11 protein-coding genes are annotated in these 25547 nt (G+C 55.4%); 4 read left to right on the top strand and 7 right to left on the bottom strand.

Going from position 1 to position 25547, the window contains the following annotated elements:
* Positions 1-8 precede the first annotated feature (8 nt).
* Entirely contained in the window at positions 9-1178 is a 1170-nt protein-coding gene (locus tag ACWVX6_RS05220) for a M20 metallopeptidase family protein (RefSeq protein WP_455152548.1), read from the top strand.
* Positions 1179-1241: 63 nt separating this feature from the next.
* Here ACWVX6_RS05220 and ACWVX6_RS05215 read toward each other — a convergent pair whose 3' ends face one another.
* Complete coding sequence (locus ACWVX6_RS05215) at positions 1242-2543, bottom strand: hypothetical protein (RefSeq protein WP_110435567.1); 1302 nt, start codon at positions 2541-2543, stop codon at positions 1242-1244.
* A 398-nt stretch (positions 2544-2941) separates the two neighbouring features.
* Entirely contained in the window at positions 2942-11017 is an 8076-nt protein-coding gene (locus ACWVX6_RS05210; protein WP_455152547.1) for an InlB B-repeat-containing protein, read from the bottom strand.
* Between the two features lie 340 nt (positions 11018-11357).
* Here ACWVX6_RS05210 and ACWVX6_RS05205 point away from each other — a divergent pair, with 340 nt between their 5' ends.
* A complete protein-coding gene (locus ACWVX6_RS05205) occupies positions 11358-11588 on the top strand; it encodes a hypothetical protein (protein ID WP_455152546.1) in 231 nt (76 codons plus the stop codon).
* Between the two features lie 253 nt (positions 11589-11841).
* On the opposite strand, the gene ACWVX6_RS05200 is transcribed toward ACWVX6_RS05205, so the two are convergent.
* The 4 genes from ACWVX6_RS05200 to ACWVX6_RS05185 form a co-directional block, all read right to left on the bottom strand.
* A complete protein-coding gene (locus ACWVX6_RS05200; RefSeq protein ID WP_455152545.1) occupies positions 11842-13287 on the bottom strand; it encodes a TrkH family potassium uptake protein in 1446 nt (481 codons plus the stop codon).
* A complete protein-coding gene (gene trkA, locus ACWVX6_RS05195; protein ID WP_455152544.1) occupies positions 13284-14654 on the bottom strand; it encodes a Trk system potassium transporter TrkA in 1371 nt (456 codons plus the stop codon). The genes ACWVX6_RS05200 and trkA overlap by 4 nt, the downstream gene beginning before the upstream one ends.
* Before the next feature lie 241 nt (positions 14655-14895).
* Positions 14896-15744 carry a hypothetical protein gene (locus ACWVX6_RS05190; protein WP_455152543.1) on the bottom strand — a complete coding sequence of 283 codons (849 nt, stop codon included), beginning with the start codon at positions 15742-15744 and terminating at the stop codon, positions 14896-14898.
* 128 nt (positions 15745-15872) lie between these two features.
* On the bottom strand, positions 15873-17600 hold the full coding sequence (locus tag ACWVX6_RS05185) for a phospho-sugar mutase (protein WP_455152542.1): 1728 nt from the start codon (positions 17598-17600) through the stop codon (positions 15873-15875).
* A gap of 329 nt (positions 17601-17929) precedes the next feature.
* On the opposite strand from ACWVX6_RS05185, the gene ACWVX6_RS05180 reads away from it, so the two are divergent.
* On the top strand, positions 17930-20509 hold the full coding sequence (locus ACWVX6_RS05180; protein ID WP_455152541.1) for a X2-like carbohydrate binding domain-containing protein: 2580 nt from the start codon (positions 17930-17932) through the stop codon (positions 20507-20509).
* 263 nt (positions 20510-20772) lie between these two features.
* On the opposite strand, the gene ACWVX6_RS05175 is transcribed toward ACWVX6_RS05180, so the two are convergent.
* On the bottom strand, positions 20773-23334 hold the full coding sequence (locus ACWVX6_RS05175; protein ID WP_455152540.1) for an S-layer homology domain-containing protein: 2562 nt from the start codon (positions 23332-23334) through the stop codon (positions 20773-20775).
* 1301 nt (positions 23335-24635) lie between these two features.
* Between ACWVX6_RS05175 and ACWVX6_RS05170 the strand changes: the two genes are divergently transcribed.
* Positions 24636-24818 (top strand): hypothetical protein, encoded by a 183-nt coding sequence (locus tag ACWVX6_RS05170; RefSeq protein ID WP_455152539.1) that lies wholly within the window; start codon positions 24636-24638, stop codon positions 24816-24818.
* Positions 24819-25547: the final 729 nt, after the last annotated feature.

Here is a 25547-nt window from a genome sequence, read left to right as displayed (position 1 = left end):
AAGCCGTCATGGATGTAAAGAAAGCCGCAGCGGAAACGAAGGACTACATCGTATCCATCCGCCGGGAATTTCATCAACACCCCGAACTGAGCCTGCAGGAATTCCGCACCGCGCAGCGCATTGAGGAGGAACTGGACAAGTTCGGCATTCCGCACACGCGCGTAGGCGAAACCGGCGTGCTCGGCACGCTGAAGGGCGCAAAGGACAACGGAAAAGTGCTGGTTCTGCGTGCGGATATCGACGCGCTGCCCATTGAGGAGACGCATGAGTGCGTCTATCGCTCGGAGAATGCAGGCGTTATGCACGCCTGCGGCCATGATGCGCACGCTGCCTGCCTTCTGGGTGCCGCGAAAATCCTGTCGGAGAACAGAGACGCGTTCAGCGGAAAGGTCCGTCTTGTGTTTCAGCCGGGAGAGGAAATCGGAAAAGGTGCAAAGCCGTTTGTCGCAGCCGGTGTGCTGGAGGGTGCCGAGCGCGTGTTCGGTCTGCACACGGCATACGATTTGGAGGCAGGCACGGTGGGACTCAAACCGGGCATCAACAACGCCGCAGTCGATCATTTCCGCATTCGTGTGCACGGTAAGTCCACGCACGTTTCCACGCCGCATCTGGGCGTAGATGCGCTGTATATCGCCAGTCAGATTGTCGTGGCAGTGCAGGGACTGGTTACGCGCCGCACTTCACCGACCGAGCCGGTCATCATCGGTATCGGCAAGCTGAACGCAGGCACGACCTACAACGCCGTGGCAGCATTTGCTGAAATGGAGGGCACAACGCGCACCATTTCGCAGGAGAGCCGCGACCGCGTCCGTGCACAGGTCAGTGAGACCGCGCAGAGCATTGCGGCGCTGTACGGCGGCACGGCGGAAATCGAGTGGATGGACTTTGCCGCTGCGCTCGTCAATGACCCGCAGGTGTGCGAGGAAGCTGCTCGGGTCGTGGACGAGCTGCTCGGAGCAGGACACGTTGTCACCGACCGTGAGCTGTCGCTCAGCGGCGATAATTTTGCCGAGTTTGAGCTGTATAAGCCGGGCGCGTATGCGTATCTCGGCACCGGCAATCCGGATTTGCCGCACACGATGATCACCAACCATAACGGCGGCTTCGATGTGGATGAGAATGCACTTGTGACCGGTGCCGGTCTGTATGTCGGGTATACAGTCGCGCGGCTTGGATAAAGCAAAACGCTCAGCTATCGTTTGATAGCTGAGCGTTTTGCTTTTGAAATTACAGTTTTGAACTTACATCCCGCACTCAAGTCCGTTATACCGTGTTACTACAAACGGATAGCTGAGTGTCTCCGGCTGGATGCCAAGCTGCCGCAGACCGGCGCACAAATCCTCGACAACCTGCATATCGTGGTCGCGCTGCGCGACGGACAGTTTCATTTTATCTCCATACGACGAGATCAGCAGCGCAAACGGCTGCACAGCACACGGCAGGATTGCGCCGTAATCGAGTACATACGGACGGCAGCTTTCCGGCAGGGCGAACCGGCCGACATTGGTAATGAGAAAGCTGTCCTCGAGCACAAAATCGGTCGTGACCTTCTGTGCCGCCTGCATTTTCTCTGCGAGCGGCATGTCTGCCTCATGCAGCGATTCACAGCGGTCTGCGGCGGCTTTTGCACGATAGAGCAGCTGTTCGCGCTGCATCTGATCCTTCAAAAACGCCTTCGTGCGCCGGAACACCTCGTCATTCGGCAGATCGCGGTACTCCGGAAAATACGGCAGATCGATAAAGCAAATAAAATACCGCGTGGTAAGCGTCGGCAGCAGCGGACGCAGATCGACCGGAATCTCCGCGATAACCGGCTTGTCCGTTCCGCCGAACTTATCATCAAACGCTTTCATCATTAGCGGAGCCAGTACGGACAGCGGACTGACGCCGATGGACTTTGCGTAATCGTGCAGCTGAGAAAACGGGAACGTCACCTCGGTAACGACCTCGGAGCCGTCAGCGCCCCACTGTACCTCGGGGGCATGAACAGCCTCCGGCTTTTTCCAGATGCCATCCGGCGAAAATTCACGGTCTGCCAGCTGCTCGTAGCCGTTTGCGCTCTCCTCGGGAGACCAGCGGGTATCCATGCCGCGCACAGAGCCGTCATTCTCAACCGGGAAACCGCAGTTTTTCAGGTACTGGAACAGTACACAGCGGATAAATTCCTCGAATCCGCGTCCATCCGAGATAGAGTGCTGATACTCCATATAGATGGTCTTGTCGTGGTAGCCGACGAGAAATAAGTATCCGTTCGTATCCTTGGAGCCGATGGTGTAGCGGGTGGATACACCGTCGAACGGCAGCACTACGGCGGGCTGCACGTTGCGGCGGTAGCGGAACGCGGTCTCGGTCGGCTCGGCGGTCAGCATCATGTGCGGAAAGCGCAGCAGTGCCTGCTCGACGGCTTCGCGCAGCTTGTCCGGGCGCACTTTATCGCGCATGCGGATGGTGTGGCGCGGCACACAGGCGACGGTTTCATGGGTGTTATACAGGAAGATTTTTGCATAGCTGTCCGTGCGGAGCAGCGGGTCATTCATGGTCATTATAGCATCTCCTCAAAGCATAATCCGGCGCATCTTATCTGGTAATTTCAGTATATCACTCCGCAACGACGTTGTAAATCAAAATGAGTCGAATTTGCACAGTATTATGCAAATATAGAACATGATGTACGATATAATGAGCCGCAAGCCTGGAAATACTTGCGATTCGGTTGGCAGAGTATATCACGCCGGAGAAGCTGACATAGGAGCATGGAATTTCTGCCGCGGCTGTTCGATTCGTTCTCGCGTGAGCGTATTCCGTGTGAGAGGCAAAAAACAAGCGACACCATATTTCGATTGGTGTCGCTTGTGTGCGTTTTCAGGCGCTGTCGGTATTGTCTGCCCTTGCAGGGCGGTTGTTCATGCCATATCCGTTGGGTGGTATGGATCGGATGGGATTACTGGTCGGTGTAGCGGCTGAGGATAACCGCTACCTGAGCACGGGTTGCGGTGCCGTTCGGCACGAGCGTAGTCGGGGTAACGCCGGTTACCAGACCGTTGCCATTCGCCCAGCTCATTGCTTCAGTAGCCCACGACTCGACAGAAGCCGCGTCTGCGTAGCCATCGAGTGCTGCACTGCCCTGCGGCGTATGACCGCGATAGGTATCGTAGCGGTACAGGATGGCCGCCAGCTGCTGACGGGTGATCAGCGTATCCGGCTGGAATCTGCCGTCCGTGAAGCCGTTGACGATGCCATTTTCGGAGGCCCATGCGATGGCTTCCGCGTACCACTTGCCGTCCGCCACATCGGTGAACTGTGCGGTGGAAGCGGCCTTGCTGCCGCTCATGCGGTAGAGTACCTGAACCAGCATTGCGCGGGTCATGCCGTCATCCGGACCGAACTTAGTCGCGGTCAGGCCCTTGAACCAGCCGTTCTCGAGTGCGGTGTTGACCTCGTTGTAGAACCACTTGCGCAGGTTGACATCGGAGAAGTCGCTGCTGTACTCGTGGGTGATAACGAAGGTGGAGAAGTGGGTGGTCTTAAAGGTAGCCTTTCCGGTCGCTGCATCATAAATGACAGGCAGCTTTTCAAACGAGCCGTCCTCAGCAAGATAGTATGCAACCAGATGATCGGCGTTCTCGCCGCTCTTGAGGCTGTATGCCACAGAAATCGCAGCCGTGCCGTTCAGCGCGTGAACGCGGGTTGCAGTGCCGTTTTTCGGTTGTACCTGCGCAGAAATGTTCAGGATGGTGCTGTTCTTCGGCAGGTATTTGCGCTGTGCGTCAGTCAGGGAGGACTTGTCAGCGGAAGCGAGCGAAATACTTGCCATACCGTCAGCCTGTGCGGCGCTGCCGAGTGCGGTCAGCGTCTCACGGTCGAGTGCAACCGTGCCGTTCGGCAGGGTAAGCGCTGCGCCGTTCTTTGCACCGGCAAGAGCAGCTACCACATCGCCGGTGAGCGATACCGTGCGTACGGTGGAATCTGCGGACAGGTCAAGCGTCAGCGAATCCTTGCCGGAAACCGCAGTCAGCTTGGAGCTGTCGGCAGAAACTGCTGCGGTGCCGTTCTTTACCGCAACCGTTGCGGGAACCTTGGTGCCGTCCGGTGCAGTGATGGAGGACGAGCCGCTGTCGGTCGGAGCCGGTGCAACACCGCCGCCGCCCGCTCCACCGCCGCCGCCTGCACCGCCGCCGCTGCTCGGCTTGGCGGCAAAGGCTGCGGTGACAGTAACGTCATTTGCCGGCATGGTGAAGGTGTAGGTCAGGGTGGACGCGGAAACCGTCTTATCGAGTGCGGTCTCCGGTGTTAGCGTCAGGGTTTTCAGCTGATAGCCGCTTGCGGGTGCAGCGGTGAGCGTTACCTTGTCGCCAGCCTTGGTGCGTGCCGCAGAAGCGGAAACACTGCCGTTTTCGGCCTTGCTGGCCGTAATTGCGTAAGTTTTGTGGAACAGATTGTCGGTGTTGACCGCCAGAGCTTCCGTTACGTTGCGGATAACCGCTTCAAAGCTGCCGTCCTTCTCGGTTACGGAAACAACGGCATTCGGAGCCGCCTTCTGGAGTTCGGACTTGATTTCCTCGGCGGTGCCGACACAGTTTGCGCTCGGTGTGAGCGTCAGCTTGACCGTGCCGTTCGCACGAACCTTGGTGGTGTTGGTGTCGATCACACCGTTGTCGTTCGGCTGAATCGGCGTGGTGTAGGTGAATTTGCCGGTGCCGTTCGTGCCGGAAATCTTGGCATCGTACTGTACAAGGTTGGTGAAGTGAACGCGGATGGTCTGGTTGTCATCGAGTGTGTGAATATAAATTGGATCGACAAGATTTACACCATCAACCTGTACAGCAGCATCGTTTTCTGCTGCGGTAATGTCACCCTGGGTAACCGTCCACTTTTCAACCATCTTTTGGGTGTTTGGTGCTGCAGTGAAGGTGATTACACTGCCGTTCGGCTGCTTGGTCTGAGAGTTAATCGCGGTGTCGTCAATCTTGGCGGTCAGATGGCCGTTCTCATCAGCAGTGCCGAAAGTAAGCGGATAGCTTGCCGTAACCTTAAAGTATACGGTTGCAGTAATATTCTTGTCCGCACGGATTTTGCCTTCCGGATTGGTTTTGGAGTTTACGGCAGTCTTTTTGCCGTTTACTTCCCACTGTTCAACCTGATAGCCAGTCTTTGGCGCTGCATGGAAGGTGATTTCCTCATCCTTATAGATGGTTATGCCATCAGTCGGCATAGCCTTGGTCTCAACTTCCTCACCGTAGATATCATACAGCGTGTATTTTACGGTGCCGTTGCCGGCTGCAGCGGTAGCCTTGGCGGTGTAGGAAGCGCTCTGGGCAAATTCGGCGTGGATGGACAGATCGCCGGCCAGTTCGCTGATGGTGTAAGTGCCGTTGGTCTTTGCCGCAGCTTCATCCTGAGCAGTACCGTTTACAACCCAGTTCTTGAAATGCCAGCCGCGGTCTGCGCGTGCCTGCAGCTCAACCTTGCTGCCGCCGGGAATCTTGGACAGATCGTTCACAGCTTCGCCGTCTACGGTTGCAATGATCGTGCCATGCTCCATTTTCGGTGTGGTAATCGCAAATGCGGCACGGTCGGTCTTGAGCGAAACCTTGGTGTTCTCGGTGATGGGGAAGGTATAGCTGCCGTCAGCGTTGAGCTTTCCTGCTTCAACAGCCTTGCCGTTCACCTGATAGGTCTCGCCCGTGGCGGCAGCATAGCCTGCCTTGGGCGCTACCGTAATTTCCGTATCACCGGTAACGCTTTCGCCGCTCTTGAGAGACTTGGTGAGCGTCTTGGAGGTATCGTTCGGATCAACCGTCTGATAGCTTGCGGTCAGTTCGCCTTCCAGCGTCAGCGTGTAGCTGTCGCGCTCGAATACGGCAGCCAGATCAATATCCTGCACGCCAACCTCAACAGAGAGCGTGTTGGAGCCGTTATCGTGCGGGGTGCCGGACGGATAACTGTTTGCACCGCGTTTCGCGAGAATCCACTGCTTGAAGTGCCAGCCGGTATTCGGCGTTGCGGTGAAGTTGAACTTTGCACCGCTGGCAATGTAAACCGGGAAGTTCTTGAGGCTTCCGGAGCCATCTTCATCCGTGCATTTGAGTGTACCGCCCTGCTTATTCTGAACGGAAGCATTCAGTTTGGTATCGGTGGTCTTGAAAAATACCGAAACGATTGCGGATGCTACACCTGTTTTGATAGTAACGCTGTTTGCTGTGATGGGATTACCGCTGCCATCCTTAATTGTCTGACCGCCGTAGGTCCAATGGTCAACTGCATAACCTGCATCCGGCGTAGCGGTCAGGGTAACATCGGTGTCTGCGGTAAAGCTGGAGATTGCACTGCCGTCATCCGCCTTGCCGGCATTCAGACCTGCGGTAATGATCGACGCAGAACCGACAGAGTGCTTATTTGCGCCTTCGCCGAAGTCCTCAGCCTTGAGGGTCAGGATGTAAGTCGTGCCGTTTACCGTGTAAACACCGGGGATAAAGGTGAATTCATAGTTGTTGTACAGCGTTTCGCTGGTAGCGGTAGTCTTGCATGGGGAAATCGTGTAGTTGCTGGGTGCAATGTTCGGCTCGAGCGTTACCGTATTGCCTGCGGTGTTGACTGCGGTATAGTCAAGGTGCAGAGCTTTAATCTCATCAGCAGTCATGTTTTTCGTGTCTGCCGAGAGAGAAAGCTGGGTGCTCGGATTGACCAGAGTCTGATCAACGCCGTCCTTCGGAGTGACAACGCGCAGCGTAACGGCACGCTGAACAACGGTAAACTCAGTTTCCGCAACCGGCTTGGTTTCGCCGTTTACATAAGCATACAGCGTGTAAGTGCCGGCATTCAGCTTATTGTTCTTTGTCAGCGGCTGCGAATCCTCGGAACCGGAAACTGCATACTTGAAGGTTGCGTTATCGACCTTCTGCAGACCATGCGTATCCTTACTCATGCGGGAGAGCGACGGCGTTACCGTATCGCCGTAGGTGAAGCGGGTGACGCTGTTGTTATCCTTGCCGTTGGTGAGCGTCAGCTGATAGCCGGTCGCGTTCTCGCCAACGAGAACCATCTGGCCTTCCGCGTTGCTCATATCCTTGAATACATAGCTGCCCGGATAATACGGGGTAACCGTGTAAGCGCCGTCTGCGGGCACGATAACATCCTTTGTAACCTTGCCGGTTTTGTCAATCTCAGCCGCAACCGTGGTAGAGAAGTCCGTGCCGCGAATCAGGAAGCTGAGCGTGCCGGTCGGGATGGAGGTAGCAGATGCGGAACGCATCGTAGCATTGATGTGCAGCGTGCGGTTGAACGTACCGCCAGCCTGAACATTCTCTGCCGTAACATTCAGATCACACCTGGGCGTGCGCTTGCTGTACTGCGTGGTAATCTCAGGCGAGTAAGCGGAAATGCTGTACTCGGTCTGGGAGGTATTATCCCAATAGCGCACATTCAGACGGCAGCGGTAAGTGCCCTTGTCCGCAGAACCGGCGTTTTCGATGCTCAGCATATCGGAAACGCTGCCGGCAATATCGGTCCAGGAACCATTGTTCAGCTTCTGCCACTGATAGTTTACACTGTTATACTTGCCGCCATCCGGATTTTTATTGTCACCGTTATACTTAACCGTTGCGGTTGCCAGAGAATCCGGATAGATCGGCAGAACCGTTTGCTTCTCCTTGCCGTCAATCGTTACCGAAATATCGGGATAACCTGCGGTGGTCTTGGTGCGGCAGGTCAGCGGTTCGCTGTAGATGCTGTTGCGCTGCTGCTCGGCCTTGTTGTTGTTGCGGGTCTGAATCTGATACTCATACTCGGTATAGGGAGACAGGTTCTTATCCGTGTAGCTGAAGGTGTAGGTGCCGTCGCCGTTCGGATTACCCTCGGTAAACGGTACGAATGCGAGTTCCTTGCGGCCGGAGCCGTCCGGGAAATCGTAGTAGCGGTACAGCTGGAAACCGGAAACGATCTTGTCGTAGGTCCACGTCAGGGTGACGGAATCATCGGTGGTTTTCGCAACATCCTGCTCAAAATCGTCCGGCAGCGGAGACGGAGCCTGCGGCTCGGTTACCGCGTAGGTAACAACCGGGAACGCCTGATTGCCGCTGCGGTAGTTGTAGCAGAAAATGCGCCAATTCATGCCGTAGCCGTACGGTTTGGCTTCAATCGGCATATTCTGCAGCGAACCGGAGAACGAGCCGCCTGCGGTGTTGACCGATACCTTGCCGGCAGAGCTTTCCGAACCGGCAACCACGCCTGCGGTTACGCCGCCTGCGCCTGCACCGGCCTTGGTTTCGATAGAGGTGGTGTTGGTGTAGTTTTTGCTGTCCGAGGTGGAGAAGCTGATCTCCTGCGTGATGCCGGAGCCGCCGCCTGCCGCGGTGAAGTCAACCTTAGCCGGATCACCGTTATAAGCCTTGGAGCCTGCACTCGGTGCGCTCGGATAGCTGGACGGATCACCGATCGTATGCGTCAGCACGCTGCCCGAAATGGACGGCAGAACGCTGTAATCCTCGGCAATGTTTTCGTAGTCGGACAGGTCGATCAGACCGATCGAGGCTTCGTGCGGGATGGAAACGGTGGAGGTTACTTTAGTGTATTTGCCTGTTCCGTCCGGGATGTAGGAGGTATACTCGTAAATCTCCATCGGGATGGAATAGAACGCCACTCTGTCCTCGCCGGAGGTTGTCTCGTAGGTGATGGACTGCTCGAGCGAGGAGGTGTGCTCGGTCTCGTAGGTGAAACCGGAGGTAAAGGCGGCTTCCGCCTCAACGCTGCCGATCTTAACGCCGAATACCGAGAATTCCTGCTCAAAGGAGACATACGCGCCGACCGAGATGGTAGAGGAGGAGCTGGTGCCATTCTCGGTGCCCTTCATGCTCGAGTAGGTGGTGGAGGACTCGGCATAGTTGCCGGACAGGTCATCGCGGTCGAGCAGATCGGAGAAGTACGGAGGCGAAGCCAGTACCGCCAGAACCTGCGGATCGGAGTAGGTGTAATAGTGCTTGCCGGTGTAGGTCATGTAGCTGGTATCGTCGTCCGTGTTGGCGAGACAGAGCGTGTACGAGCTGTTGACATCGGTTTTTACCGGCTGAGAGTCGTCAAACAGGTTGACGGTCGAAAGTCTGGTTGTACCCGGCGTGCGGGTGGTGTACGGCGTTGTTTGCGATGTAGTAGCATCTACATAGCCGACAAAAGCCTGATAGGAAGATCTTTTGCGGAACAGTTTATGCCACCAGCTCTTGTAATAATAACGGGTTGCGTACTGGGGAACTTTACCGGTGACGTTGTAGGATTCAGAATACTTGTTCTCATCCTTGGACATGGTCTGCGTCAGGGTGAACAGCGTGCCCGAACCTGCGGTGTTGTTGTCTTTATCCACCGCGGTGGTCACAGAGCCTGCGGATGCATCGTACTCGACGTAGTCCTCATTCGGCATAGCGGCCGTGTTATCGAGCGCCTGCTTGATGTTCAGACCATTCTCGTCGCAGGAGATAACAAGGCTGTCAAAGTACAGCAGATCGCTGGTTTTGCCGTCATCGGCTTTATCACCTGCGGTCGGACGGGAGATAATCGCCGTATTGGCCGGGCACAGCGGCAGAGAACGGAAGATATCGTTGTGCTTTGCCATTGCACCGTAGATGTACTCGCCTTTATCGTTCTTGGAGAACAGATCGAAATTCTGCGAAACAGACGGCTTGAAGGTGACGCCGTTCCATGCGTACAAACCTACATAGCGCGTGTTCTGCTTATTTGCCTTGAGGTCGGCATCCGACTGAGCCGCCAGAATCAGCGTTTTGCCGCCGCCGGTCATATCGCCGAAGGCGAAGGATGCGCGGACCAGATTGCTGCCCTCGTAGGTCAGCGGGAATTCCTGCGAGCTCTGCAGCATGTGCGCGCTCGTGGAGCCGAACATTACAACTGCACGCGAGCCTGCGTTCTGCTGCGGACCGTAGTAGTAACCCCAGGTGCAGGCGAGATCGTCTACGCCGTCCTGGTTGACGTCACCGCTGACGAGAGAGATCATGTTGGAAACGACACTGCCCTCACGGAAGAAGTACGTCCACGCCTGTCTCCAGTTAGAGGGATTGGAGTAATCGTCAGTCTGCAGGTCGTAAATCTCAATGCGGGAATTGCCGACCTCCGGTACATAGACCGCAACCTCGTCCTTACCGTCGTTGTCCCAGTCGCCGGTAGCTACCTGCAGGTAGTTTTTCAACTGATACGGGTTTTCTGCGAAGTTTTCGACCTTTTTGGCGGTCGTGCTGTCTTCGTCGCTGGTGTCGGTCAGATTCGGGTTGCCGATTTCCTTGCTGGTGTCCAGCAGTGTGATCGGCTTGCCGTACTCGCCGGTTGTCGCATTGCCGAACCGCAGGTACAGACCGCCTTTCGCGCTCAGGTCACCGGCGTAAACCATGACCGTCTGCGAGGACTTTGCGTCCTTGTCCGAGGTGAAATGGCCTGCGGCCACGTCTGCCATAGCGTAATCGGTCTTGTCGTTCAGCTTGGTAGTGGCATTGGTCATGCCGGTCAGATAACCCTTGGTGGCATAGCCGTCATTGCCCTTGCTGCCCACCGGGAACTGTGCGTATGTGCCGGTAGAGGTGGTTTTACCCTTGGAGATTTCCTTGGAATCGGTCTTAGCCGTCAGAAACTGTTCAGCCTGGGTAGATGCATTGTCATCATTGCCGTACAGCATGCTTTGAAGGATATTGTCCGTCTGGTTGGACTGGGAAACGCTTGTATCGCATTTCTCTGCGCTTTCACGCTTGTCCAGGCCGATTTTATCCGACGGCAGAACATCATTCTTCAGACCAACGGTATACAGCTCGTACACCGGCGTAACCTTGATGGTATTGCGCCCGTATGGGTTGCTGGGGTCGTTGGCATTAAAGCCGTCGGGCGCTTTGCTCGAATCAATACCGAGCGCCGCAAGCGCGTCCGAGCTGCCGGTATCCGCCGCCGCTGCGCGGATATCAAGCGGGCCGCCTATGCCGGCGATAAGAGCCAGTGCCAGAGCAAGGCTTATGCCGCGTTTGAATTTCATGGTATATTCCTCCTTTTCCCATTCTGCGGTGCGGTGGAACGAGCCGCGCCTGCAGAAAAGAGACTAAAAATTGCCTGCATTTATCATAGCAGCTTTGCAGCCCGTTGTGCGGCCGGATACACGAAATGTCCGATTTTCGACACGAAATACACCAATAGGAAAAACAGCGTGAAACACGCGTAAATTCTGCAAAAAATGACACACAATCCACAGAAGTTATCAACAGGCTGTGGATAAAATGCGGTAAAAAACACCCCGGTTTTGTCACCTGACAAAACCGGGGTGAAAGGCGCAGCCGTACTTTTCCGCCAGTGCGCGGAACCGTGCGGGCAGAGCACGGATGAGTGCGGCACTGCTTTCGTTTGCGCGTATGCTGCTCGAGCAGGCAGACATCATGCAGAAGCACTTCGGCGTGGGCAATAAGCGCGTGCCAAAGTTCTGCGTGTCATGTCAGCACTATTCGTTCGCGGTAAACGCATTCGTCGAGGTTGTCAAGGAGTGCGACGCGGACCGGTACGGTTTTATCCTGCGGGAAACACAGACCGGAAGTGTATCACGCTCGATGAACTGAAACTTTATCCGTATCTGATTTTTGAGCAGGGAGACCGCAATTCCTTTTATTTTTCCGAGGAACTGCTCAGCATGCTCGATATGCCGAAAACCATTATGTTATCCAAAGAGATAGATACCCTGAGCAACCGGAAAACCCCATCTCGACATATTCTGCCGCGATGATTCGGGTGTGTCGGTGAAGCACCGGAACGATTCGTGGTCGTTCGACATCGCAAAAGCCGCTAAACGGTATACGTTTAGCGGCAGTTTTTTTATCGGTTTCTTCTCCACGTTTCGGGTGCAAACAGCAGAAGCATGGGGAACAGCTCCAGACGACCGGCGAGCATATCGAAAGTCAGCACGATTTTACTCAGCGGGTGCAGCGCACTGAAGTTGGCTGCCGGACCGACCTGATTGAGTCCCGGACCGACGTTATTGATGCAGGTAACGACCGAGGTGAAGCTGGTTACCATATCCTCACAGTGCAGGCTGACAATAAGGACGGAAATGGCAATGACGATCAGATATGCCACAAGAAAGGCGTTGACCGAGCGCATGACCTCGTGCTGGACGCGCTGTCCGTCCATTTTATGCACGCGCACCAGACGCGGATGAATCAGCGACATCATTTCCTTCTTTACGCCCTTGAACAGCAGCAGGATGCGCGAGCATTTCATGCCGCCGCCGGTCGAACCGGCACACGCGCCGATGAACATCAGCAGCACGATCAGCAGCTTGCTGAATGCGGGCCACTGGTTAAAGTCCACGGTTGAAAAACCGGTGGTCGTGATGATAGACGCAACCTGAAACAGGGAATGGTGGAAGCTCTCGCGCAGCGAACTGAAGCAGCCGCGCACGTTGAAGGCGATCAGCGTGGTAAATACGGCAATCACGCCGAGGTACACGCGAATCTCCTCGATTTTGAATAATTGCTTGAATTTACGGGTCAAAAGCAGAAAATACGCGTTGAAATTGATACCGAAAAGAATCATAAAGACTGAGATGACATTCTGCAGGTAGGCGCTGTTGTAGTGCGCGATGGAATCATTCCAGTTGCCGAAGCCGCCGGTACCTGCCGTGCCGAGTGAAACGCAGATGGCATCGAACATCGGCATGCCGCCGAGCAGCAGCAGAATGATCTGCAGAACGGTCAGTCCAAAGTAAATCGCGTACAGGATAAGCGCGGTATCGCGCATATGCGGCGATATTTTGGAGACCGAGGGTCCCGGGCTTTCTGCGCGCATCAGATAAATGGTCTGACCGCCTGCCAGCGGCAGGACGATCAGCATGAACACCAGAATGCCCATGCCGCCGACCCAGTGCATCAGGCAGCGCCATAGCATAGAGGCATGCGAAAGCGCTTCCACATCGCCGAGAATGGTAGCACCGGTGGTGGTGAAGCCGGATGCGGCCTCGAAAATCGCATCTACTGCGAACGGAATCTCGCGGCTGAGCACGAACGGCAGGGCACCGGTCACGGCCAGCACCAGCCAGCACAGCGCGACTGCCACAAAGCCTTCGCGTGCGTAGAACTTGGTGTTTTTCGGCTTGTATTCACACAGAATGCCTGCGCCGACCATACAAATCAGTGCGGTGGCGATATAGGCAGGCAGCTCGGGTTCACGGTAAATGACCGCGGTAAACGCGGGCAGCAGCAGGAACAGGGACTCAATGCCCATCAGCCAGCCGATCAGATAGCGGACGATTGCGAAATTCATTTTCCGCTCCCTCTGGTTGTCGGCAGGAAGATATCCTGAAGGTCGTTCATGCCCTCGAAGGTGGAAACGACGATAACCGTATCGCCTTCATGCAGCACATCGTGGCCGCGCGGAATGATTCGCTTGCCTCTGCGGTTGATGCAGCACAGCAGAACATCCGGACGAATCGGCATATCCTGCAGGGGAACGCCGGTGAGGTGGTGCGCCGCAACACGAAATTCAAGCGCTTCTGCGCCGCCCAGCTGATGCAGGGTCTCCACGTTGGAGCCCATTGAGTTCTGCATGGCGCGGGTGTACTGGCTGATCAGCTCGGCGGTGGTCTGCCTGGGGCGAATCACCTTGCCGATCGGCATGCTGGCGATGACTTCCTCAAAGTTCACACGGTTAACCTTGGTGAACAGCTTCGCACGGGAATGACGGCCGGCGTGCAGCGCGAGCAGAATGTTCTCCTCGTCCATGCCGGTGAGCGCCGCAAACGCCTCGCAGGTCGCCAGACCCTCCTCGTCGAGCAGGTCGCGGTCGGTGCCGTCGCCGTAGATGATGGTCGCGTTCGGGAGCATTTCGGAAAGCGCCTCGCAGCGTTCCAGTTTGTTTTCGATAATCTTGACTGCAATGCCGGAATCCAGCAGGATTCTCGCAAGAAAGTACGAGATTTTGCCGCCGCCGACCAGCATCGCAGAGGAAATGCGCTTGACCGGCAGACCGACCTTCTCGAAAAATTCGCTCTGCTCGTGCGGCGGAATGATGACGGTGATGTTATCGTTCTCGTGCAGGATGAAGTCGCCCTTCGGGATATAGGTCTGACCGTCGCGGCGGACCATGCACAGCAGCACGTCCGTGCGGAGCAGAGGATTGACCTCGCAGACCGCCATGCCGTCCAGGCGGGACTCGTGCGGGATTTTGAGGTCGAGCAGCTCGATGCGTCCGCGGGCAAACGTGCTGACGCGGATGGCCGACGGGAAGCGGATCAGACGCGAAACAACACGCGCGGTGGACAGCTCGGGGTTGATGACCATCGAAATACCCAGCTCATCGCGGATAAAGCCGAGGTCGGATACATATTCCGGATCGCGCACACGCGCAATGGCGTGGCAGCCGGATGCTTTGCGAGCGATCAGGCAGGAAAGCAGATTGATTTCGTCATGGGTGGTAACGGCGATTAGCAGGTCGGTATCCTGCACGCCGGCTTCACGCAGAACGTGATAGCTGGTGCCGCTGCCCTTTACTGTAGCAAGGTCGTGTGTGTTGGACAGTTCCTCCAGACGGCGTTCGGACAGGTCAACCAGTGTCAGGTCGTGTCCGGCCGCGCTGAGCTGTCCCGCCAGCTCCGAGCCGACTTTGCCGCAGCCTACAATAATGATGCGCATAGCGCACCTCCGATCTATTTCTCTATAGCTGTGCCCTGTTGACACAGTCTTGATACACATATAGCGATTATAGCCGTTTGACCGGGAAAAAGCAATATCCAGACAGGAATTTTGCAGGAGTTTAGCGGAAAACCGACAAATAGGGAGAAATGGTCGGTGTATAGCTGATAATGTATGTCCGAAAAAAGGAAAAACCACCCGAACGGGTGGTTTTCACTGCGGATTAAAGTTCTGCGACAGGTCACTTAAACTGTGTATAAGTGGTATCGCTTGCGTAGCCGTCGCTGTCGGTCTGGTGCATGGAGACCAGATTGCCGTTATCATCAAAGGTACGGGTATCGGTCGAGAGTGTGCCGCCTTCGATAGTCGAGCGGGTGGTCTGCGTTTTGCCGTCCACCGAGTACACGGTGAGCACTTCTAACACGATGCCGCTCTCGTCTACGGTGACTGACTGGATGAGCCGTCCCTGACTGTCATAACGGTTGTCGGTGGAGGAGGTGATGTTGTCCTCGCCCTCGTAGGTGCGGGAGGACAGCACATCACCGTTGGTGTTCATGCCCATGCGGACGACCATCAGCTCATTGCCGTCTGCGTCGTAAACCGTGTTGACGGCAGAGGACTGACCGTTGTCAACCTCGGTGTAAACCGTCTCAGAGGAGACCGAAAGTTCGCCGTCCTCGTAGTTTTCCGTGCGAAGAACGCGGTTTTTGTCGTCATAGCTGCGGCGGTATTCCGAAGTAGAGTTGTTGGTTTTGTCGGTGGTGATAGCATCCGTGCAGTTGCCGTTTCCGTCATAGGTGTAGTCCGTATAGGTGAAATTGAGCGGTTCTTCCTCGCCTTCCACGGTCTGCATGGTGTAGGAGCGGAAGGTGCTGCCGTCCTTGTCATGGCAGTTGACCGTGTAGCTGCGGCTGCCTTCCTCCGTGCGCAGCTCCAGTTCATAGGAGGCAGCACGCGGCAGAACGGAAGCCAGCTGTGTCGGCACCTGCTCCATCACGGCAATGCGGCACGCAGGCGTGCGGTCATACGCGATGGTGGCACCGAGCACGATGACCGTGCTTACAATACAGGAAATAATGCGTTTGATCATATTTTTGTTCCCCTAAAATAATTAAGGTATAATAATTTCGGTAATCAAGGTGATTCCGGAAAAATGCAGCCGAACCGGAATTCGGCTGCATTCAGCGTTGCTGGATTTTTACTGCGGTGTTGCCTCAGTTACTTTACGATTTCCTTCGCTGCAACGGTCAGAGCCTCGACCTTTTCTGCGGCCTCGGCCTTGTTCTCGCCCTTGGCCATGATGTAAACCTTGACCTTCGGCTCGGTGCCGGACGGACGGATGATAAAGGTTGTGCCGCCCTCGAGCTCGTAGTACATCACGTTCTGACCCTTAAGCTCCATCGGCTCGGACTTGCCGTCTGCCATGCAGGTGCGGGTGCCCGGCATGTAGTCGCGGGTGTAATCGATCTTGTGGGTGCCGATCTGGGTCAGCGGCTTGTCGCGCAGCTCCTGCATGAGCTCCTTCATGCGCTGCAGGCCGGAAACGCCCGGCATAACGATCGAAATGGTCTGCTCGCAGTAGCAGCCGTACTTTTCGTACATCTCTTCCATTGCGTCGTACAGGGTCTTGCCCTGGGTGCGGTAGTAAGCCGCCATCTCGGCGATCAGCATGGAAGCGGTAACGGCATCCTTGTCGCGGGCATAATCGCCGCACAGGTAGCCGTAGGACTCCTCGAATGCGAAAATGTACTCGTGCGAGCCGTCCTGCTCGAACTGCTTGATCTTCTCGGCAAGGAACTTGAAGCCGGTGAAGGTGTCGAAGCACTCAACGCCGTTCTTTTCAGCCGCCGCGCGTGCCATCTCGGTGGTAACGATGGATTTGAGCACCGCCGGATGTGCAGGCATGGTGTTCGTCAGCTTCTTTGCGGTGATGATGTAATCGGTGAGCAGCACGCCGACCTGGTTGCCGGACAGGGTGACATACTCGCCGGACTTGTCCTTGAGGACGATGCCGGTACGGTCGGAGTCCGGGTCGGTGCCGATGATCAGATCAACATCGTTCTGCTTTGCCAGCTCGATGGCGAGCGTAAAGCCTTCCTTGTACTCCGGATTCGGGTTCTTAACGGTCGGGAAGTCGCCGTCGATCTTCATCTGCTCCGGCTCACAGATAATGTGCTTGTAGCCCAGACGGCGCAGGATCTCGGGCACCAGACGGTAGCCGGCACCGTGGAACGGCGTGTACACCAGCTTGAACTCATCGGCAACCTGCTTTACGCAGTCCGGATTTACCGCAACCTTAATGACTTCGCTGAGGTAAGCCTCGTCGGTCTCCTTAGACAGAATACGGATCAGACCGTTTTTGACGGACTCATCGTAGTCTGCAGTTTTTACACCGGTGAAGATATCGGTCTTTGCCATTTCACTGGCAACCACGTCTGCCTCGGCCGGAGGAAGCTGTGCGCCGTCCTCCCAGTAAACCTTGTAGCCGTTGTATTCCTTCGGGTTGTGGGAAGCCGTGATGTTGATGCCTGCGATGCAGCCGTAGTGACGGACAGCGAAGGACAGCTCCGGGGTCGGACGCAGCTCATCGAACAGCAGCGACTGGATGCCGTTTGCGGCCATGATGCACGCAGACTGCTTGGCGAACTCGGCCGAGAAATGGCGGGAGTCGTATGCGATGGCAACGCCGCGGTCCATTGCGGCCTGACCGTTCGATACGATCAGGTTTGCCAGACCCTGTGCAGCCTGACCGACGGTAAAGCGGTTCATGCGGTTGAGGCCGACGCCCAGTACACCGCGCAGACCGGCCGTGCCGAACGACAGCGGCGCAAAGAAACGGCTTTCGATCTCTTCCTGATTATCTGCAACAGCAGCCAGCTCGGCATGCTCGTCCGCAGAGAGGGCAGAGCAGTCCAGCCAACGCTTGTATTCCGACATATAATCCATTGGTATCACCTCATCGTGTTAGTTGGCGCATCGCCGCGTTCAGCCGACGGATTGCCACTATCTAAATTATACAATATCCGGCTGTCAATGCAAGGGGTTTTGCGCGAATTTGTGAAAAGATTCCATGAAGCGGAGTAATGATATACAAAACGGCAGAGCAGAAATTGTACGTTCTGTGAGAATACCGGAAAATTCTGCGAAAATGCGGAACCAAAACGGCAGCAGGCCGTCTATTTAGACAAAAGCCCTGTCTCGAGATAAAAATAACAGTACACAAATAAACAAAAGAATGGTAGAATAAAGGTAAATTATAATAAGAGGTGATAGCTTTGAAAAAAGTCCTTTCCGCCGTACTGACAGCGGCGCTGCTGGTCAGTACCGTGCCGGCTGCCTTTGCGGCTTCGGATATTGATGGCCACTGGGCAAAGTCCTACATTACCGAGCTGCATGAAAACGGCATTATCAATCCGTCTGCCAGCACGGGCAACTACGGCCCGGATGACAAGGTAACGCGCTGGGAGTTCATGCGCTATATCAACCGCGCGTTCGGCTTTACCGAAAAGGCGGATATCAGCTTCTCGGATGTCAATTCGAGCGATGTTTTCTACGAAACCGTGCAGATTGCGGTCAAGCAGGGTTATATCAACGGTGTCGGCAACAACCGTATGGCGCCGGAGGGCACGCTGACCCGTGAGCAGGCGGCAACCATCCTCGGCCGACTGCACAAGTACACGCCGATGGCTGACCTGTCTGCGCTGGATATGTTCTCTGATCGGGCCAAGCTGAGCGATTACAGCAAGTCCTACGTTGCGGAAGCGGTCAAGCAGGGTTATATCAATGGCTACACGAACGGTACCTTTAAGCCGCAGGGCACGCTCAGCCGAGGCGAAATCGCCAAAATGCTGTACGGCTATATGGGCACCTCGCTGAATAAGAACGGCAACGTGTACTCGCAGGCTACGCTCAAGAGCGATACCAAAAACGTTACGATTTCCGTACCGTGCACGCTGGCCGATGCGGATATCAAGGGCAATCTGTACATCACTGAGGGCGTTCTGGCGGGCAATGTAACGCTTGAGGATGTCACCGTTGCGGGCGATATCATCGTCAGCGGCGGCAATGTAACGCTGGACGGTGTTTCCGCACTCGAGATGGTCGTCTCCAACCCGACCGGACTGACCCCGCAGGTCATTGCGACCGGCAACACCAACATCGGCACCACCGAGGTGAAAACCTCTGCAACGCTGACCGAGAGCAATCTGGCAGCGACTGCAGGCGGCTTCTCCGATCTTAAAATGAACGGCAGCAGCGTCAGCCTGACGCTGGATGCAGCTGTCTGGGACGTTGCCAATGAGCAGACCGGCACCATCCTGACGACCGGCAGCACCTCCATCAGCACGCTTACCGCGAACGGAAGAACCACTGTCACCGGCGGCGGCTCGGTTCAGAAGGCGGTGCTCAACTCCAACGGCTGTGAGCTGACCATGCAGCCGACCAGCGTTGAGCTGGCGAGCGGCATCACCGCGAAGATTGCCGGCAAGGACGTTGCGGCGTCCACCAGCGTTTCGGTTTCTCCGTCCACGCTGTCCATCGACGTGAACAACAAGGACGCGATCGCGTTCTCCTACGAATTCACCTTCAACGCGGACAAGAACGATCTGACCCGTGTTTCGGTCAACGGCACCAATCTCAAGCAGGGCACGGATTACAACCTGCTGAGCGACAAGAACGGTATCCGCGTGTACAAAACCTATCTGTCCACGCTCAAGGCGGGCACCTACACCGCAGAACTGACCTTTGAGGACGGCTCCAAGGCAGCTATCGGTCTGGCGGTCAGCAACTCGGCGCAGAGCGCAGTCAGCCCGAGCCAGGTTACCTTTGACAAGTACGAGCAGTCCGCAAACCATGCCGATCAGACGGTAAACGTCGTTCTTCCGGCGGGCACGCGTCTGGATTCCATCAAAATCGGCAGTACGGTGCTCGAGCGCGGCACGGATTACACCTATAATGCAACGAATGGCACGATTCGTCTGCTCAAGGAGACGCTTGCCAAGAAGAGCAAGGGCACTTATACGGTTACATTCGTGCCCAATCAGGGTTCGTCCTTTACCTGCTCGCTGAGCGTGGTAGATACCGCGCCGGTGAACGAAGTACAGCCGTCCACGATCGATTTTGACGCGAACACCTCGTCCGGCGGCTACGCCGATCTGGTGGTAACGCTTAACATGGTAGACGGTGCAAAGCTTAAGAATATCCGCTCGAACGGCAAGACGCTCGAGGAGAACTGGCAGTACAAGATCGCGGGCAGCAAGGTCACGATCAACAAGTCTGCGGTTGCGGAATTCGGCAAGAACGGCGCATCCTACGCGGATTTCGTTTTTGTGATGAGCAAGGGTCAAAGCCCGACGCTGCGTGTCAACTACGTTACCACTTACGCGCTGACGGCTTCCGTGGTCGATGATCTCGGTCTGCCGATTTCGGGTGCGTCCGTCACCTTTACGCCTTCGGACGCGGAGAGCGGCACGGCAGCGCAGACGCTGACCACCGGCTCGGACGGCACGGCAACCGTTTATGTCAAGCGCGGCTCGTACGTTGTAACGGCAACGCATTCGCGCTTTACCGCGGCGGTTACGCAGACGGTCAAAATCTCTGCAGGCCGCACGGTCAAGCTGACCGGCGAGATTCTCGAGAATGTACAGCTGGTTGTCACCAACGCGTACGGCGCACCGCTGTCCGGTGCGGTTGTCACGGTCGGCGGCAAGAGCATCACCACCGGCACGGACGGCACGGCGTCGTTCAGCCTCAAGCGCGGCAGCTATGTGGCGCAGGTGGCGTGCACCGGCTACTCCGCACAGAGCGTACAGCTTTCCGTAACCGATTCGATTCGTGAGCGCGTACAGCTCAAGTAATTTCTCAAAAATGCAAGCCGCCCGGTTTTCCGGGCGGCTTTTTTGTGCGCTTTTACAGGCGGGATGGGGGATAGGGTGCAAGGGCGTCAGAACGGCGCACAGCGGCTTGCGGTTGGGGTGTGATAGGGAATAAGGGCGGCCTGCGGCACGGCGCAGAGCGGCGGCAGACCGCTGGTGGGTGAGGGGATAAGAAAACCCCCGAGGAGATTTTCCTCGGGGGTTTTGATTTTGCCGATTAGGCGAATGTAATCAACAGAGGTTGATTAGTTCGGGTAAACGTCGGTGTCCAGCTCATTGGTAACGTCAACAACCAGAACGTCCAGAGTCTTGCCGTCCTTAGAGTAGAACATTACGTTGTTCTTGTAGCTGGTAACGTTGCCAGTGCTATCGTAGTTCTCGATAGCGGTCTGGAGAGAGCCATCAGCAACACCGGTCTGAGCGTCGGTATCAACGAACAGTACCATGGTATCGTTCTTGTCGATCTCACGAGCGATGGTCTGGCCAGCAGCGACAGAGCCATTGCGAGCGATGGTTACGTTGCCGTCCTTGCCATTGCTATCCCATGCGAAGCCAGTCAGAGCACCCTTATTCAGGTTAGTCTTGTATACGTAGGTGTCGCAATCAGCGTAGCCGTCGGAATCCAGAGTATACTCAACAACAGTGCCCTCTGCGTAAGCAGAACCAGCGGACTGCTTAACCTTCAGAGTGGTTGCCTCGGTGCCGTTCCAAACGTTGTACTCAACGTACTCGTTGTTGTTAGCATCCTTAGCGTTGTTCTCGACACCGAAGATGTAAGCGTAGGTCTTGTCAGCGGAAGACGGATTCTTGTTGGTGTTTACAAATGCAACCTTAGCGTATGCGTAACCGTCAGAATCATCGGTCAGCATATCACCGGAGAAGATATTCTTGTCGCTCCAGTTCTTCATGTTGTCGCCGGTAACTACCTTGTAGTCATCAGAACCATACTTAACAAATACGGTAGCGGAAGCGTTGATGTAAGACAGAGTAGACTTGTCAGCCTTCTTGATCTTGCCGTCATCAACATAGCTGTTTGCCGGAATTGCGGTGTGGTGATCGTAACCAGCATACTTGCTGTTAATCTGTGCAATCTGATCCAGCTCGTACTTGCTGCCAGACTGAGAGTAGGTTACCAGAGTCGGGATAACATCGCCCGAGTTATTCTTCAGGCCGGATACCAGCGCACCGTTAGAAAGGATATCAGACTTATCCTCATCAATGTCAACAGTCTTGCGGGTGCCATCCGGGAAGAGCATATCAGCCTGCCACTTCTTGCCAACGCCAGAAGTCTTAGCTGCATCGATCATCAGAGCAACGTCGGTAGAACCAATCTTGTAATCGTCAACGTATACAACGTAGCCGCTCTTGATTACTACAGTAACAGTGTTGCTCAGCGCAATCTTAGAAGCATCGCCAGAAGCCAGTGCAGAAGTGTACCAGTTGTTGTCGATGCGGATGTCATTCTTGTTATCGCGGGTAGAAGTGATCTTGCCCTCAACAACGTCAGCCTTAACAGCGTCCAGCTTGGAGTTTACCTTGCTGTTGGTGATGATAACGTAGTCGTCCTTCTTCAGGCCGGAAACGTCAGAGTTGCAGGAATCCTTGTCCAGCTTGGAATAGCCAGAGAAGTTTGCAACGCCGAAGCCTGCCTTGTAAACAACGTTTACGTAATCCTTGCCAACGTAGGAAACCTTACCAACCATGTACTTGGTAACGTCCATGCTGATAACCTTGTCGTCATCATTCAGAACGGTCTTAACGTCAGCTGCCTTAGTTGCTGCAGTTGCGTCAGTTACATACCTGGTGATGGTCTTCTGAGTAGCGGTGTTATCCTCAGTTACCTTAGCTTCCTGGTCGTTACCAGTGGTTACACCCTGATTCAGGATGGTGTACTTGGTGCCATCAAACTTCAGCTTGCCGCCGTTGATTGCGTAATCGTTAACAACGCCGTTCAGAACGGAGCTGTCATCGGTTACGAATACGCCGTAAACTTCGTCAGAAGCCTTGAACAGAACCTTAACAACACGGTTGGTCAGAGCAGAGTAGTCCTTAGCAACCTTGGTGAAAGAAGAAACATAGTCACCCTTGTACTTGTCAGAGTCCTTCTGGTTAGCCGTGGTCATGGTCAGGGTCAGCTTGTAGGTGTCCTTGTTGGACTCCTTAACAACACCGTTCAGAGTGCCAATAGAAGTCTTCAGACCCATGTACTTCTCGCCAACAGTCTTGTTGTCAGCGCCGGTATAGGTCTCGTTGGTGTAAACGCCATCACGAAGAACAACGGTCGGAGCAAAAATGGTGTTGTAGATCAGCTGTGCAGCGTACTGACGCGGGCAAGCGGAAGTGAAGGAAGTGTTAACGTCCTCCAGCAGGCCGTTCTCGTCAGCCAGTGCGTTGGTCTTGGATGCCCAGCCGGTACCTACCAGACCAGCCTTCTGAGCGTCGTAACCCAGGGTTACGAGCAGCATCTTAGCAGCTTCCTGAGCGCTTACCTTTTCGTTCGGAACGAACTTGGTGTTGCTCTTACCAGCAATGATACCCAGAGACTGGCAGTACTTGATGTAGCCGCGAGCCCAGTGGGAGCCAATGTCGGTGAACGAGGTCTTGTCGTCGTTGTACGCAGAAGCGTCAGAATTACCGGTGCGCAGAACGTAGATCATCTTCGCCATCTCCGCACGGGTTACGGTACCGTTCGGCTTGAAAGAGCCATCGTCGTAGCCGTTAACTACGCCCAGCGATACCAGAGTGTCCACAACTTCGGTGTCAACCTTAATGTCAGCCGAATCCGTGAACGCTGCACCAGCAAACATGGTGAATGCGCAAGCAAACGCCAGTACCAGTGCAAGAACCTTTTTGAAGTTGCAAGGAAAATCTCAAAATACGCACTTGAATTAGGAATTTATAGGATATCAGATATTTTATGAACTTTTTTGATGTTTTGTATGCTTTAAGGGAAGATACAATAAATGGATATTTGCACTCTAAACACAGACAGACGGATGATATAATTCGTAAAATTTATAATCTATTTTGTTTAATCTGTCTAAATTAAATTTTGAAGCAGCTGTCCTAAAATTGCTCGTAGTATCCATATAATGGTTCTTGAAAGAATATATATAAAGCCTAAAATAGTTCAACAAATCCGCAAATATATTCCAAATCCACGAGTTATACCATGGTTTCGAGATTTTTGCGCGAATCTCAAAAAGGTTTTCGTTGCAAATCGAACAAATGTTCGATAGCGTATAAATTACCGCCGAACTGTATATTATTTCGCGCCGTGGCTACCGTGGCGCGACGTGCTGCGTGAGTCACCGGCGCGGGTAACGGACGCGCCGACGGGCGCCAACGGTGAGGAATGGGCGCGCCCATGCAGAGAAGCGCCTCGGCGGGCATGTAGCTGTCTGCCGTCAGCCGGATGACCTCGGCCGGTGTACCAACGAGGCGGAGGAGCAGCGGGGCGCAAGCCCGGGCACGCTGACACCTGACACGCGGGGGCGCTGCACGCGTGGTTGATGGTGTCAGACCTTAGCCGACGGCGAACGACCGACGGCATTAGAAAAGAGACTGACAGTTTCTGTCAGTCTCTTTCTTTTTTAGCCACCTTCGGGGGGCTTTCCTTGCCTCGGGGTCACTCCCTCAAGCATTAGCAGCGCTGCCGCGCAAGTCCAATAAATAGGACTTACTCACTTATGCGAGCGGAGCGAGCAAAGGCCACCGGCAGGAGCGGGTTTATCCCGCAGTATCAGCCTTACGGGCGGCTCGCCTCTCGGCAGTATGTAACCGGCTTATCTGGCGGGTGCATTGCATAATCGAGCGGGAAAGCAAGTGTCGGCCAACCTCGGCACGCGTCAGCCTACGAGGGCACCGCCGGTTGAGTTCGTTCACGATTTCGGCCAGTCGGCGGGCGTCCTCGGCCTCTAAGAGCAGGTCAACGCGTACCATGCGGCGGTCAGGCCATCGTTGGTAGGCTCCTGCGCTGCCGTGCTTGACAAGCAGCGTCCACGCTCTGCAATCGTCTTTCTGGGTGCTTGTTTTCCGTGCCATTGTGCCACTTCCTAACATGGGATATTACGGTATTATCATATACTGTTTATGGGGGTATGTCAACATGAAACCACAAGATATTGTGTATAAGATGAGCAGTCCGGCCGGTATGGCGGCTCTGATTGAGGAGCACGCGGACGCGTACAGCGGAGCCGACCGGCTTGCGGTCGTGCTTGATGAGGTGCTACCGGCGGAAACGTGGAACGCGCTCGCCAACCGGCTGTCAGATGACCTTGTGGGCGCTTGATGGGGTGCCTCGTCGTGCGGTGCTCGCGTCCGCTGCGCTCCTGTCTCCTCGCTGTTGGCCGTGGTGCTGCGGTCTGGCTCCGGGCACAACGGCGGGTCACTGGCTCCGCTCCCTCGGCGGCGCGCATCCGGTTCGGGGTCGGTCGCTGCGCCGCGCCCTCGCTCGTCGTGCCCGGCGTGGTGCGCCGCCCGCCGGGTGCCTTGCGCGGCTGCTCGGTGCCCCTGCCATTAGCCGCTGCTGCACTTGTTCGCATAGTGGCGTGCGGCGGTCGCTGCGCTCCATTTATGCCGCTGCGGCGGGGGAAAGGAACGCACGCTGCGGCGTGCGGCACCGGCCAAAGCGCAACCGGTGACAGAAGCCGACCGGTACCGCTTCGGCCGGTGAAACTGTAACCGAATTGTAACCGAAAGTGAATAAAAATTCGTTGCGCTGCTGCCGTTCGATGTGGTACAATAAACTTGCGGAAGGTAACGGCTCCGCTACAACGACATAGCGACTTCTTACGCCCTGTTTCTATCTGTTTCTTGCATGTAGAGCACCTCTTGGGCGTAGTCGAGCCGCCCGCGTGGAGAGCCGTTACCTCTCCGCGCGGGTGGTTTTTTTTACCTGCGAATCTCAAAAAGGTTCTTGCACTGGTACTGGCGTTTGCTTGCGCATTCACCATGTTTGCTGGTGCAGCGTTCACGGATTCGGCTGACATTAAGGTTGACACCGAAGTTGTGGACACTC

The sequence above is a fragment of the Butyricicoccus sp. genome (assembly GCF_977037065.1).
The sequence above is the reverse complement of the archived record's forward strand: the minus strand, read 5'-3'. Positions and strand labels throughout refer to the sequence as shown.